The organism is Halalkalibacter lacteus (assembly GCF_036663595.1).
Classification (GTDB): domain Bacteria; phylum Bacillota; class Bacilli; order Bacillales; family Bacillaceae_D; genus Halalkalibacter; species Halalkalibacter lacteus.
This window is the reverse complement of record NZ_JAWRVL010000002.1, coordinates 219,925-233,960: the sequence shown is the minus strand read 5'-3', so window position 1 is coordinate 233,960 and position 14,036 is coordinate 219,925. Positions and strand designations below refer to the sequence as shown.

At 37.8% G+C, this 14,036-nt stretch carries 15 protein-coding genes; 1 reads left to right on the top strand and 14 read right to left on the bottom strand.

Features of this window, described 5'->3' with window-relative positions:
• Positions 1 to 29: 29 nt before the first annotated feature.
• The 4 genes from SAZ04_RS02580 to SAZ04_RS02565 all read right to left on the bottom strand — a co-directional run bounded on the left by SAZ04_RS02580 (position 30) and on the right by SAZ04_RS02565 (position 4,058).
• The gene (locus tag SAZ04_RS02580; RefSeq protein WP_332690553.1) at positions 30 to 1,028 is read right to left on the bottom strand and encodes a permease; all 999 of its coding nucleotides are present in this window, start codon (positions 1,026 to 1,028) and stop codon (positions 30 to 32) included.
• Positions 1,029 to 1,204: 176 nt separating this feature from the next.
• Positions 1,205 to 2,176, bottom strand: a complete 972-nt coding sequence (locus tag SAZ04_RS02575; RefSeq protein ID WP_332690550.1) for a CobW family GTP-binding protein — start codon at positions 2,174 to 2,176, stop codon at positions 1,205 to 1,207.
• Between the two features lie 128 nt (positions 2,177 to 2,304).
• Entirely contained in the window at positions 2,305 to 2,838 is a 534-nt protein-coding gene (gene dcd, locus SAZ04_RS02570) for a dCTP deaminase (RefSeq protein ID WP_332690547.1), read from the bottom strand.
• A gap of 17 nt (positions 2,839 to 2,855) precedes the next feature.
• Positions 2,856 to 4,058, bottom strand: a complete 1,203-nt coding sequence (locus SAZ04_RS02565) for a GTP-binding protein (protein WP_332690544.1) — start codon at positions 4,056 to 4,058, stop codon at positions 2,856 to 2,858.
• A gap of 169 nt (positions 4,059 to 4,227) precedes the next feature.
• On the opposite strand from SAZ04_RS02565, the gene SAZ04_RS02560 reads away from it, so the two are divergent.
• Positions 4,228 to 4,569, top strand: coding sequence for a hypothetical protein (locus SAZ04_RS02560; protein WP_332690541.1), 342 nt, complete (start codon positions 4,228 to 4,230; stop codon positions 4,567 to 4,569).
• A gap of 277 nt (positions 4,570 to 4,846) precedes the next feature.
• On the opposite strand, the gene SAZ04_RS02555 is transcribed toward SAZ04_RS02560, so the two are convergent.
• The 10 genes from SAZ04_RS02555 to SAZ04_RS02510 form a co-directional block, all read right to left on the bottom strand.
• Positions 4,847 to 5,275, bottom strand: coding sequence for a bifunctional adenosylcobinamide kinase/adenosylcobinamide-phosphate guanylyltransferase (locus SAZ04_RS02555; RefSeq protein ID WP_332690539.1), 429 nt, complete (start codon positions 5,273 to 5,275; stop codon positions 4,847 to 4,849).
• The gene (locus tag SAZ04_RS02550; protein WP_332690536.1) at positions 5,230 to 5,865 is read right to left on the bottom strand and encodes a histidine phosphatase family protein; all 636 of its coding nucleotides are present in this window, start codon (positions 5,863 to 5,865) and stop codon (positions 5,230 to 5,232) included. Before SAZ04_RS02550 ends, SAZ04_RS02555 begins: the two co-directional genes overlap by 46 nt.
• Positions 5,817 to 6,575, bottom strand: coding sequence for an adenosylcobinamide-GDP ribazoletransferase (gene cobS / locus SAZ04_RS02545; protein ID WP_332690533.1), 759 nt, complete (start codon positions 6,573 to 6,575; stop codon positions 5,817 to 5,819). Before cobS ends, SAZ04_RS02550 begins: the two co-directional genes overlap by 49 nt.
• Positions 6,572 to 7,117 carry a bifunctional adenosylcobinamide kinase/adenosylcobinamide-phosphate guanylyltransferase gene (locus tag SAZ04_RS02540; protein ID WP_332690665.1) on the bottom strand — a complete coding sequence of 182 codons (546 nt, stop codon included), beginning with the start codon at positions 7,115 to 7,117 and terminating at the stop codon, positions 6,572 to 6,574. Before SAZ04_RS02540 ends, cobS begins: the two co-directional genes overlap by 4 nt.
• Before the next feature lie 2 nt (positions 7,118 to 7,119).
• The gene (gene cobD / locus SAZ04_RS02535) at positions 7,120 to 8,208 is read right to left on the bottom strand and encodes a threonine-phosphate decarboxylase CobD (protein ID WP_332690530.1); all 1,089 of its coding nucleotides are present in this window, start codon (positions 8,206 to 8,208) and stop codon (positions 7,120 to 7,122) included.
• 15 nt (positions 8,209 to 8,223) lie between these two features.
• Complete coding sequence (gene cbiB / locus SAZ04_RS02530; RefSeq protein ID WP_332690527.1) at positions 8,224 to 9,204, bottom strand: adenosylcobinamide-phosphate synthase CbiB; 981 nt, start codon at positions 9,202 to 9,204, stop codon at positions 8,224 to 8,226.
• A gap of 56 nt (positions 9,205 to 9,260) precedes the next feature.
• Positions 9,261 to 10,787 carry a cobyric acid synthase gene (locus SAZ04_RS02525; protein WP_332690524.1) on the bottom strand — a complete coding sequence of 509 codons (1,527 nt, stop codon included), beginning with the start codon at positions 10,785 to 10,787 and terminating at the stop codon, positions 9,261 to 9,263.
• 232 nt (positions 10,788 to 11,019) lie between these two features.
• Complete coding sequence (locus SAZ04_RS02520) at positions 11,020 to 11,571, bottom strand: cob(I)yrinic acid a,c-diamide adenosyltransferase (RefSeq protein WP_332690521.1); 552 nt, start codon at positions 11,569 to 11,571, stop codon at positions 11,020 to 11,022.
• Positions 11,572 to 11,600: 29 nt separating this feature from the next.
• Positions 11,601 to 12,644 carry a nicotinate-nucleotide--dimethylbenzimidazole phosphoribosyltransferase gene (gene cobT / locus SAZ04_RS02515; protein WP_332690518.1) on the bottom strand — a complete coding sequence of 348 codons (1,044 nt, stop codon included), beginning with the start codon at positions 12,642 to 12,644 and terminating at the stop codon, positions 11,601 to 11,603.
• Positions 12,641 to 14,029 (bottom strand): cobyrinic acid a,c-diamide synthase CobB, encoded by a 1,389-nt coding sequence (locus tag SAZ04_RS02510; protein ID WP_332690513.1) that lies wholly within the window; start codon positions 14,027 to 14,029, stop codon positions 12,641 to 12,643. The genes cobT and SAZ04_RS02510 overlap by 4 nt, the downstream gene beginning before the upstream one ends.
• Between the last annotated feature and the right edge of the window lie 7 nt (positions 14,030 to 14,036).

Below are 14,036 nucleotides of genomic sequence, written 5' to 3'. Positions count from 1 at the left end.
TGTATATGTACGATCGTCTCTCCCTCCTTTTATATCCATGGATGAACGAAAAGTAGGAGCCCTAATACAGCACCTGTTATGACCACCATAAGAACAATAACAAAACGAATATTAAATACAGCCATCATCATGATCGTATTTTTCAAATCAAGCATTGGACCATAAATTAAGAACCCCAGTAATGAAGTTTGTGGAAAGAGATGTCGAAATGAGGCAGCAATGAACGCATCAGCTTCAGAACATAAAGAGAGTAAATAAGCAAGACCCATCATCACAAGTGTAGAAGCAAGGATCCCCTCCCCTAAACCAAGAATCGATTTAGTCGATATAGATGTCTGAACAAACGCTGCTAAAATAGCTCCCATAATTAAAAATTTACCCATATCAAAAAATTCATCAATCGCATGCTCGAACATTGCCTTTAGCCTCTTGCCCAGAGGTTGTTTAGAAACCGTCTGTGCTTGGATGGCAAGTGATGCATTGCTTCTTTTTAATTGATTTGACTTATAAAGAATACAAATGATCCCGGCAATGATTATTGCAATCATTAACCCTAGGCCCATCCTTAACATGGCCATCCTAAGATTTTCACCAAAAGCCATATAGGTAGAGAACACCACGATTGGATTAATTAACGGACCTGTTAACAGAAAACCTACTCCAGCAAAAAGGGGAACTCCTTTGGCGATTAAACGGCGAACAATGGGGACAATCCCGCATTCACAAGCTGGAAATAAAGCACCTATTAAACAACTTGTAATGACAGCTAACAATTTATTCTTGGGAATGAGTCTTTTAAGGTGCTCTTCCGTCACAAAAACTTGAATGATTCCTGCTATAAAAACACCTATTAAAACAAATGGGATCGCTTCAATTAATATGCTAAGAAAAATCATATTAAAGGTTAGCAGTGACTCAGGAAAAAACAGATTGCTTATTGTAAAACTATTATTAAAAATAATTATTATGATCGCGATTCCAAGAAGAATAAAACCAATTACTTCTGTAAGAGTGAGTTTAATCCGCATTAGCTTAATAGACCTCCATCATTTGTTTATACATATATATGCGGACAAGAGGTCTTCATGAGTACAAATAATAATAATTACGATTTAATTGATGATAAGAATGTCGTCTATTTTCGTTTTATATGTGTTAATTTTAAAAAACGTTAGGATTAATAGAAATCCTAACGTTCGTGTTATTATGACGATACACTAGCCTTCTGAACGATGCGTTCCCATTCCTTCTTAATTCCCTCCTCATTCAGCTCGATTCCAATCAGAACTAAGTATGGGTCTCCAGTATAAGTAGCGCGCTCCCAATTTACTCGTTTCATGACATGCTGCATGAGATATGTACCATCCCCTAGAGATAAATACCCTTTTGCGCGTAGAAGATTCGACTTCCACTTTTTAAGAAATGTTTCAATTTCAGTTGTGCTTGTTTGCGAGGAAAGTTTCAGTGTTATGCTTTTGATACGAGAATAAGAATGATTGGGAGTATGCTTGTGATGGTCGTGTCGTTCACCTTTAATTTTAACCTTTATCGTTTGCTGGGGAGACTTTAGGTTATGAAATAATGTATTTAAATCGATCTTACTGTATGTTGAAAAGAAAACTCTCGACGTTGAATTTTGTTTTACTAAGACCTTGTATATCTTTTGCTTTTTTGATTCTGATACTAAATCGGTCTTATTCACTATAAGTAAATCAGCAACCTCTATTTGTCTCCTAGTTGTTTTCACTAGTTCACGATCCGATTCAAACAAACTATTGTATGATAAAATATGTTCAGCATCAATTAACGTAATTACTTTTTCTAAATAAACTGAATTAATTAAAGCTGGTTCTGTTAATGAATCAGCAACCTCTTCTGGATTAGCAACACCAGTTAATTCAATAAAAATAACATCAGGCTTTAATGCAATGAGCTTTTCCATACACTGAACGACTTCACTTTTTTTATTGCAGCAAATACATCCATCTAACAGCTTTTCTATAATCTTACTCTTACCAGTAAGGCTTATACCGTCTGTATCCGTTTTTCCGATTTCATTCATCAAAACAGCAGTCGTTAAATTTCTTTGGGAACATTCTTGAAGTAGTCGCTCTAACAGCGATGTCTTTCCACTTCCTAAAAACCCACTTAATACAAATACAGGTACTTTCGACATCTTTTCAACCTCCTATTTAACGATCTTCTTATACCTATAGCGAACAAACCGTAATTATTACTATTTATTAACTTAATAAAAGTAGAACTCTCATAATAAAAAAGAGTTCTACTTTCCAAGAACCATTATCAAAGTATATCCTTATAAATTGCGCTTTGCGTTGCCCCTCTTTGAAAAAGATATTTCCCATTGTATGATTCAGCTTCTTCATTTACTTCGGCAAACACGAGTTGACAGATTCTACGACCAAGTGTTAGTTCAATCGGAAGACGATTAGCATTAAAAAGTTCTAGTGTGATTTGGCCTTCAAAACCCGGATCAACCCATCCTGCATTTTGGATAAATAAGCCAAGACGTCCTATTGAACTTCTTCCTTCTACAAAAGCCGTTACATTGTTTGGCAATCTAATCGTTTCAACTGTTGTTGCTAATAAAAAAGTTTGAGGTGGCAAGATAATTGTTTCGTTACTTGAAATAATCTCACGGTAACTAGCGGACCTATCAAGTGTTATCAAACCTTCTTTATACTCATCAATCGTCACAAAATGATTTCCTAATCGTAAATCAACAGATGCTGGCTGAATCTGCTCATTGGTAAGAGGAGAGATTTCCAACTCGCTATTGTTAATTTTTGATAAAATCGTCTTCCCAGATAAAATCAATTTAGTTCCCTACTTTCTTACGCCTTCTGCAAATTCCAGTCAAACGGATCTTCTAACGTTTGCCAATCAGTTGTGAATTCAGTATCTGTTAACAGGCAACCGTCTAATTCTTTCGTGATTTCTTCTATGTCTAAATCAGTTCCTATGAATACAAGTTTTGTATGTCTGTCACCAAAATCAGCATCCCAATCGTCTACTAAATGAGGATTTTCCTTTAGTATTTGTTTTTGTTCTGCTTTTGGAAGGCTAGCAACCCAATAGGAAACGGGCTCAATTGACACAGAAGGCCCTGCTTGAGACATTAATAAGGCTAGATTGTTTCTTGTTGCACACCAAGCTATACCTTTTGCTCTTACAATGTTATTTGGCATATTATTGTTAACCCAGTTATAAAATCGCACCGAGTGGAATGGCTCTCTTCTCATATAAACAAAAGAAGAAATCCCATACTCTTCTGTTTCTGGCGTATGTTGCTCGTGCCCAGCTGTCAGTTCACGAATCCATCCAGCTGAATTGCTTGCTTCTTCAAAGTTAAACAAATGTGTATTCAAGATCTCTTTTGGGTCAACATCAGCTTGAACAGAGCGAATGATCTTTGCCTTTGGTTGCAATGTTCTTAATACTGTTTCTAGTTTTTCTAACTCTTGTTCTAATACAAGATCACACTTATTTAAAATAAGAACGTCACAAAATTCTATTTGATCGATAAGTAAATCAGCAATCTCTCTTGTATCATCCTCACCCAATGATTCTTTTCGATCGAGCAAGCTATCTCCTGAACGAAAGTCTTGCCAAAAACGATTCGCATCAACGACAGTCACCATCGTATCTAAACGGCAAAATTTTGTTAAATCAATATTTAATTCCTCATCTATATATGAAAACGTTTGTGCAACTGGCGTTGGTTCACTAATGCCAGTTGATTCAATGACGATATAGTCAATATTTCCAGCAAGAGCCAACTTCTCCACTTCAATTAATAAATCTTCCCTAAGCGTGCAGCAAATACATCCGTTAGACATCTCCACTAATTTTTCTTCGGTTCTTGATAACTCGCCACCTTGCTTGACTAATTCAGCATCAATGTTGATCTCGCTCATGTCATTCACTATAACTGCCACTTTCAGTCCTTGACGATTTTTCAAAATATGATTTAATAAAGTCGTTTTCCCTGACCCGAGGTAGCCACTTAAGACTGTTACCGGAATAGTGTTATTCATAAATACCTCCTGTCACCTAAATAAATCGTAATGATTACTATTTTCATATTTTAAACTAGGTCTTCACTATTGTCAAAGGGTTTCAATTAACGAGCATCTGTTTAAACGTCGATTTATGCGGATAAGATATAAGAAACGAATTCATACTACATAAAAAGGAGGGTTGAAAATGGAACAAGAACATCATATTCATGAAAAACATCCACATAAGCACAGTGTGGCATGTGGTCATACAAAGATTAAGCATGATGATCATATTGATTACGTACACAATGGTCACCTTCATCATGAACACAATGGACATTGGGATGAGTGCAAGATTCCTGTTACAGAGAATAACCCAGACAAATGCCTTCCCATGAATTGTGGTTGTACTCACGATGGAGATTGCGGTCACGAACTAGTACCTCATGGCGATCACATGGACTATTTAGTCAATGGACGCTTGCATCACGTTCATGGCGATCACTGTGACGATCACGGACCTGTAGAATTGGTAAGTGTTCACTAACCCTATATACACCCAATTACTTTAAGGTGGAACTAATTGGAACATAAACATCCCCTTGCAACACAAGAGGGCTTGAAAAAGTCCTTTTTAGCAGATTCGAGGAAGTAGCAATGGCTCCACACGTTGCGCGGTTGCTATGAGAAACCCACTCATAGCAGCCTTTAAAACAAAGCAACGGTTCCGCTCATTGCTTCGAGGCCACTGAAAAAGGTGAAAAACGTACCTTTTTCAGTGGCCTTGCAACGCAAGGGGATTATCTTATGACTGATAAAGATAGTTATTTCAATTTTTTTGCCAATCCATTCCATGCATAATGGACCTCATTTGCAACCTCGGCTGCATCTTGCGCGATCCATCCAGCAAGATCTCTCAACATTCTCTCATCCTTATGCAAAGGGACAATCCCTCTACCGACCTCTACCATAATAAGAACGATTTCATTCGCTCTTTTCCGTTCTTCTTCCTTTAATAACTGAAAAAAAGATTGCATACTCCTTCGAATTTCATGACTGTTCTCTTTTTGCTCTAACTCATCAGCTACCCACTTTTCCCAACCTTCCATCACTAACGTTGAATCTTTTTCCCATCGTGCTTCCCACTCTGAAAGTGCATCGCGGTTGTATGCAGATAGCCAATTACAATTTGGATTTCTTTCTCTCACTATTTTTCTTTTTCCCGAAAAGGCACCTCCGATAACGAGCTGCATACCCATTCTCCTTTCTGCCAAACGAACGACAACCTTATTCCTTGTCCATGTTTCACTATAAGGTTCCAAAAAGTGTGAGACGAAACCATTTTTGAAACAAAATAGCGAATGACCCCTCCATGAGTCATGACCAGAACTTGCTGTTTGGAATGTAAAGTATTTTCTAAAATACGTTGAAATAATTCGTCAAAAAAAGCGTTGATTCTAGCTTTAAAATCTTCACCAGACTCTCCATTTGGCACGTCAGAATGTTCCCAATTATCGATCCATTTCCGATATGCTGGATCATGTTTTAACTCTTCATAGGTTTTCCCTTCCCAATCCCCAAAGTTCATTTCTCTTAATCTCGTATCAATAGAAGTATGCGAAGAAAGATTTAAATAGGACAAAGTTTCCTGGCAACGACGTAAATCACTCGTAAATACATGATCAAAATGCATTCTCTTTAATTCTTCTTTCAAATCTGTTAACTCAGTTAGTTCACTATTTATCACTTCTCGGTCAGTATGTCCTAAGTAACGTTTCTCTTTATTCCAATCCGTTACCCCATGACGAACGAAAAATAAATCCATGTAATGGCAAGTCCCCATAGTTCGCCTCCTTCAATAGCTGTTCCTAATAAGTCCCCATTTGTCCCTTTAAACGTATGTTTGATCCAAAACCCAAACAATACGATGAATAGAAAATATGCTGGTAGTAAATAGAGGAATTCATGAAAGAAGAACAGGATTACACCAATAGGGACAGCAGCATATAAACAATCAAGTCGATTTATATTTTTCTTCCATTCCCATGCCAAGCCTTGTTGTCTTGCAGTAGGTAGAAAAATCATTAAAGCAACAGCTCCTAAGCGGGAAAAAGCTAAAATGAAAAGGAACAAATATAGGGGAACAAATGACTCGAGCAAAACATAAATCAACATCACTTTCCAAGCCAATAAAAATAGAAGCGCAATGTTACCAAAACTCCCGACATGAGGGTCTTTCATAATCTCCCATTTTCTTTCAAGCGGGGCGTTTGAACCTACTGCATCAGCTACATCCATCCAACCATCTAAATGTAATCCTCCTGTAAGCCATACCCATAAAGTAATAATGAGTAAAGTCATAATACTTATAGGAAGATACGATTCAAATGACCACGTAATGGCCGTTATAATTGAGCCCAATACAATACCGACAAGAGTGTAACTTCTAATTGCCCACTTACTCGTATGTTTGTTCCATGGACAATGAAAAGGAACTGGTAGCCGCGTAAGAAATTGAACGGCCAGTATAAAACCAAACATCATTTGTTTCATTGTTCTTCTCCCTTCCAATAAGTGGGGAGTCCTGCAATAACTTGAATAGCATGTTCTGCGTCTTCCACAATGGTCTTATGTATCGATTGCAAAGCATACATATATGTCAGAACTCCTTCAGAAGAATGAGGGAACCCTTCATTTACATCATTGGATACAAAAATAAGATGAAATCGCTTTTCTTGTGCAATGGTTAACCAACTGTTCACAGCATCTTCTAATGTTTTCGTGCTATATTCTAAATCGAACATGACATTACTTAACCAGATGGTTAAACAGTCGATAAGGATAACATCTTCTTTGTTACAATTTTTAAGAAACGATGAGAAGTCATAGGACTCTTCAATCGTCTCCCACTCTTTTACTCTCTCTTCTTGATGAATTCGGATTCGTTCTTCCATTTCAGTATCGCTTCTTTTGGATGTTGCTATGTAATACAAGCGCGCATGTTTATTTGCTCTTTGCGTTTTTTTAAAAGTAGAAACAGCTATATGTTCTGCAAAACGACTTTTACCCGAACGAGCACCACCAGAAATAAACATGATCACGATTCATTTCTCCACTTCCTAAGAACAGAAAGTAATTGCTCATTTTCTTCCTTAGACCTAATCGCAATTCGTATGAACTCTCCATTTAGTCCTTTAAAATTATGAGTATGCCTAGTGACTATTCCATGTCGTAATAAAAATTGAAAGAGCTCATTTGTTCGTTGCAGATGCATTTTATCTTGCAAAATATAAAAGTTTACTTCTGAGGGCGAAACGTAGAAATCTAAAGCTGTTAAGGTCTTCGATACATATTGAGATTGATCAATTAGCCATGTTTTTGTATCGTCAACAAACGTCGTATCTTCAAGAAGTTTTGGAACAATAGCATCCGCCATCGAATTAATGCTCCATGGAATTTGCTCATCTTTTAACACGGTAATTATTTTTGGATGAGCCATAATATATCCGATTCTAAGCCCAGGAATTGTATACATTTTTGTTAAAGAACGTAATAGAATTAAATTGGAGTATGTAGATAACCATTTAGAAAGAGAAGGAATAGAGGACGGTAGAAAATCTACAAACGCCTCGTCTACTACAATGCTCGTTCCCGTTTTTTTTCCTTCTTCTAAAAGCAGTTGTAATTCTTCCTCTTTCACTACCGTACCTGTTGGATTATTAGGGCGACACAAAAAGATAACATCTGTTTTATTTAGTTTTTCACAAATGTATTTTAACGGTAACTGAAATTCATTTTCCGACTCAAAAAAGACATCTTCCACATCAATATGATAGTGGTTACATGCTCGTTCATATTCCAGGAAGGTGGGATGAACAATTAATGCTTTCTTATTTTCAAAATATTTCGCCACTAAAAAGATAGCTTCCGCTCCACCATTTGTTAGTAGTAGCCTATCCTCTTCTATTCCTTCATGATTAGCTAACGAGACGCTGCTGCTAGAATACGCCGGCTCAGGGTAACGAGTAATCGTATCATAAGAATCACGTAATGCTTCTTTTAACCAAGATGGAGGTCCTAGAGGGTTTAAATTCGCACTAAAATCAAGGATTTCAATATCCTTTTCCATCTTAAAAAGTTGTTTTATCGTTTCTGGCTGCCCACCATGATTTGGCCACTTCATCATTTCACCTCATTTAAACTATCTAAACAAAAATAAGAAACCCACTCCCATAACAAAAAAAACAATCCAACCGCCATGCATATATAAAATTGATTTTTCTATATCTGATCGTACTAACTCTCGTAACGGATCCCCCATTGTTGCCCGTATAGATTTGACCCCGCTATAATAATTAATTCCACCTAATTGGATTCCTATTAATCCAGCTACCATAGCCTCTGACCAACCACTGTTAGGACTAGGGTGTTTCCTTGCGTCTCTCCATGTTATTTTCAACCCATGTTTCATTTTAGATCCTCTTATAAAAAAAGAAGCAAGCCACATCGAAAGTGCTGTTACCCTTGCAGGAATCCAATTTACTACATCGTCAAGCTTTGCTGAAGCCCATCCAAATTGCATGAATCTTTCATTTTTGTATCCAACCATGGAATCTAATGTATTAATGGCTCGATAGACCAATGCAAGGGGTGCACCACCAATTATGGCCCAAAATAATGGAGCTGTTATTCCATCGACTGTATTTTCAGCTACTGTCTCGACCGTCCCTCTAACGACTTCACTTTCAGGTAAGCTTTTCGTATCACGGCCTACAACCATGCTTACATTTTTCCTTGCTTTTACTAAATTGCCGTGAACTAGAGGAGTGAGGACGTTTTTGGCAGCTGTTCGAAGACCTTTTATCGCAATGGTAGTTGAAATAAGGTATATTTCGACTAAAACACCAGCAAGCGGATGTAATTGATACGCAAAAAAGACGATCGAAAAGGAAATGCAAAATATACTTAAAATGACTGTTGCTGTCAAAATAATCCCTTTTCTCATTCGCCTTTCTCCTCGGTTCCACCTAGTCTCTAAAAATGAGATTAGCTTGCCCATTTGTACGACAGGGTGTGGAATCCAACAAGGATCACCGATTATCAAATCTAATAAAATAGCAGCCAATAAAATGACACATAATATAATAATTGGATCGTTAAATGTACTAAGATAACCTAACATTTTTTTTGATTCCTTTTTTCATAGTTTCGTTTTTCATCCTCTGTATCATATATCAATCAACCTTGGATCCCGGTCTCCTGTTCCTTTGCTTGAAAATCGATGATCATTCTATGTATGCGATCTAACTGAATATTTTCTCTAACAACCTTGGCTAATAAATCAAATCCTTCTTCTCTTTTTATGGCAAATGAGGCTCTGTTATGAATGGGGGACAATCCTTTTGTCTGCCTTATCTCATTTAGTAAAACTTCTCGGAATAAATCATTATGAAAGATACCGTGAAAGTAAGTCCCGATTATTTGCTTATCATGAGTGATCATTCCTTCATTTCTTTCTGATAATTGAACAAAATGATTGCATTCCTTTTCATAGTGAGACTCCCCCATATGAATCTCATACCCAGAAACTGGAATGTTTTTCTCGCCAAATATAGCAATCCCTCTAGACTGAACCGTAGTTTTTTTTGATGCCATCGAGGTTGTCATCGGAATGAATCCTAATCCTTCAGCCATTTTTTTCGACGATTCCATTCCGTACTTATCCTCAATTCTATTCCCTAACATTTGGTACCCACCACAAATACCAACTATCATCGTCTCTTTCTGCTCCAAATCTAATATCCGATTGGCTAAGCCGGTGCCGTGTAAGAACATCATATCTTCAATTGTATTTTTACTACCGGGCAATATAAGTAAGTCAGGTTCTCCTAGTTCTTCTGCCTTTCTTACAAACCGAACATGACAATCTGTTTCCTCAAAAAAAGGATCGATATCCGTAAAGTTTGAAATCATTGGATAACGTATGACAGCAATATCAATCTCTTTTGAGGAATCTACTTTAGACGTATAATTGCTTAAAACGACTGAATCTTCTGCCTCAATCAGTAAGTCGTCCATATATGGAACAACGCCTAAAATAGGAACGCCCGTATATTCCTCAAACCAAGTAAGTCCTGGCTGTAATAATGATACATCTCCCCTGAATTTATTGATAATAACACCAATCACTCTTTTTCGATCTTCTGGTTCAATGAGCTGCAATGTCCCGACTAAACTAGCAAAAACGCCCCCCTTTTCAATATCCCCAATTAAAATCACTGGTGCGTTAGCAATTTGTGCGACACGCATATTCACAAGTTCCCGGTCATTTAAATTCACCTCAGCAGGACTCCCGGCCCCTTCAATGACAATTCGTTCATATTGTATTGACAATCTGTCGTAAGATTCGCGGATTAATTGTAACCCTTTTTGAAAAAAGTCTTGCCTATATGCCCCAGCTTTCATATTTTTATAAGGTTTACCATGAACAACAATTTGAGATTGGTATTCTCCACTTGGTTTAATCAAAATTGGGTTCATATCCGTTGTCGCAACGACGCCCGCTGCTTCAGCTTGTACACCTTGTGCACGACCAATTTCTTTTCCGCAAGCAGTAATGTAGGAGTTTAAAGCCATGTTTTGTGATTTAAAAGGGGCTGTGTTAAAACCATCTTGAACAAATATCCGACATAAAGCGGTAACGAGAGCGCTTTTGCCAGCATCTGAATGAGTACCTTGAATCATTAGAGGAATCGCTTTATTCATGAGTTTTACTCCTGACTTTAGGTATTTTACTGTATGAAAAGAATAGTTCGATTGTTCAAAAAGAATTAAGAGCGACCTTTTTTCTTTAGTAGTGCGAACATGTTTGCAATGGCTCCACTCGTCGTGCGCTTTTTTGAGAAGACCACTCAAAAAGCTTAAAACATAACGGCGGCTCCGCTTCATTGCTTAGAGTTGGTGCAAAAAGGTTAAGTTCGACCTTTTTGCACCAACTCTAAAATTCAATTCCTTTAACAGCTGGGATGCCTTCGTTGTAATAGTGCTTTTCGGGTTCAATGACGGAAACGAGATCAGCTAACTGTTTAATTTCTTGTAAGGCATCTCTTCCTGTAATCACAAGATGGACGTGAGTTGGTTTATTTTGAATCAAATCAATCACTTCTTCTAACGGTAAGACATCATCAATTGGAAATTTGTTAATGGCTAAAGCATTGTTTAATTCATCTAGAATAACGAGATCATACTCTCCACTCATAACGGCTTCCTTTGCTTTTGGCCATCCCTTTCTTAAGGCTTCTCTGTGTTCTTCGGGTGTTTTCGTCCAAGTGAATCCTACTCCCAGTTGAACCATTTCAACACCTAGCTTCTTAAGCGCAATTTGTTCACCGTACGAACGCTCTGGCGATTTAATAAACTGATAAATTTTCACCTTAAATCCTCTGCCTATACCCCTTAGAGCTAATCCTAAAGATGATGTCGTTTTTCCTTTTCCATGACCTGTATAAACGAGGGTTAACCCTTGTTGGTTGTGTTTTTCTTTGCTCATGCCAACCTCCTGTAATTGTAAAATTCAAATTAGTTTTTATTCGAAATTCCCGCTGAGCTAAACGTTGCCATTTCTTTTAACATTAATGTAGCTGATTGAATAATAGGGTATGCAATGGCTGCACCAGTTCCTTCTCCTAACCTGAAACCCAAATCCAAAATAGGTTTCTTCCCTAATAATGAAATTGCTATTTCATGCCCTGGTTCAACGGACTGGTGTGTCATGATCATATAATCAACAACATTAACCGCGATTGATTTTGCAAGTAATGCTGCCGTTGTACTAATAAATCCATCAACAAATATCGGGATTCTATTTTCCGCTGCAGCAAGCATTGCTCCTGTCATCCCCGCAATCTCAAACCCGCCTACTTTAGCCAAAATATCTATAGGGTCATGTGTATTGGGCTTCCGGTGTAGAATTGCCTGGTTAATAACTTCTACCTTATGTAGTAATTGTTCGGATGAAATCCCGGTTCCATGCCCAACTAATGAATGAACCTCTTTATTACTAAGTACAGCTAGTATCGCACTGCTTGCCGTCGTATTTCCAATACCCATCTCACCAAGAATGAGACAATTAACTCCTCTTTTTATCATCTCTACACCTTGAGAATAACCTGCTTCGATTGCTTCTTCTGCTTCTGCACGCGTCATGGCATCTTCTTGATAAAAATTGGCTGTACCGTAGCGAATCTTTTTATTTACAAGACTAGTATGCTCAATATCTGTTGCGACCCCAATGTCGATAATTTCGAGCAATGCCCCGATCTGTCTACTAAAGACATTAATAGCTGCGCCCCCGTTTAAAAAGTTTAAAACCATTTGCTCGGTCACCGCTTGCGGATATGCCGAGACACCTTCAGCCGTTATCCCATGATCTCCAGCAAAAACGAGGACTCCGGGTACGTTCACACTTGGAAAGGCCTCATTTTTCATTTCTGCGAGATTAATAACCAATTCTTCTAACCTTCCTAGACTTCCAATTGGCTTTGTTAATGTGTTGATATATTCATTGACTTGTTTACCCATTTCTTTGTTTAACTTTGGGATAGAATATACTTGTTGATTCATACCGTTTTTCCCCTACTAGGTTTACTTTCTATACATTTTTCAATCCAATTCTCAACCATAGCTAGACAAGACGCAAAATGAAAATGAGTGTAGCCTGCTACTAAATTGTGTGTTACATAGCCTTCCTTTTTTGTGCCACGCATGCCTTTTGTTTCGTAAGCATAAGGAATATCTTCTTCGGTAGGATGAAAGGATGAATAATGAAATTCATGCCCTCTAGCTATCTGATTTTCAAGTAAAAAATTTTTATTTTGTCCACTAATCTCTCTGTAGCCGAGTGCCGCTAATTTTGATTGCATTTGGACTTTGCCCGGGATTATTCCTACCATTGGATACTTCATCTTTTCCGTCGTTTCAATTGACTCAGTCAAATACATAAACCCACCACATTCTGCGAGTGTAGGCAATCCATTTTCAATGTTCTCTTTTATTGAATGCTTTGCTTTAGCACTACAAGCAAGTTCATCTGCAAATTCCTCAGGAAAACCTCCACCAAGATAAAGCCCATCTACATTTTCCGGTAAACCTTCGTTCGCCAATGGAGAAAAATAAACAATTTCAGCCCCATAAGACTCCAAGATTTCTATATTCTCCGGATAATAGAAATTAAACGCCGCGTCTTTCGCTACGGCAATCCTTACTAACGTTTCTTTCTTTCTTCCAAAAAGTGAAGAATTTTCTTTTATCGTTAATGGCTCCGCTACAGATAATTCAAGAAGTTTGTCCATATCAACTGTTTCAGAAACGAGCTCTCCTAATTTTTCAAAAAAAGAATCAAGTTCTCCTCTTTCAATAGAAGGAATAAGTCCTAGGTGCCGCTCAGGAATTTCAATGTCTAGTTCTCGTTTCAAATAGCCGATAACAGGAACGTGACATTCTTGTTCAATTGCTTTCTTCACTAGATGAAAGTGACCTTCACTTCCCACTTTGTTTGCAATGACCCCTACAATGTTTGGACCGTCAGCAAACAATTGAAACCCTTTTACAATCGCTGCTGCACTCCTGGCCATACTCGCGCAATTAACTACTAGTACAACAGGGCTTGTCGTTATCATACTAATCTCAGCCGTACTACCTTCATTCGTTTCTGGGTTTTTCCCATCAAAAAAGCCCATAACTCCTTCCATAACTGAAATGTCTGCTTCTTTGCTACCATTCGCGAATATATCTAACACTGTATCTTTTGTGAGCATCCAACTATCTAGATTACGAGAAGCTCGGTTCGTTACAGCTGTATGATAGGACGGATCAATATAATCAGGTCCACATTTAAACCCTTGGACTGTCAATCCGCGCTTTTTTAATGCTGACATCAAGCCAATTGTCACTGTTGTTTTGCCGACACCGCTACCTGTACCCGCAATTACGATTCGTCGTTCTGTCAAATCAACT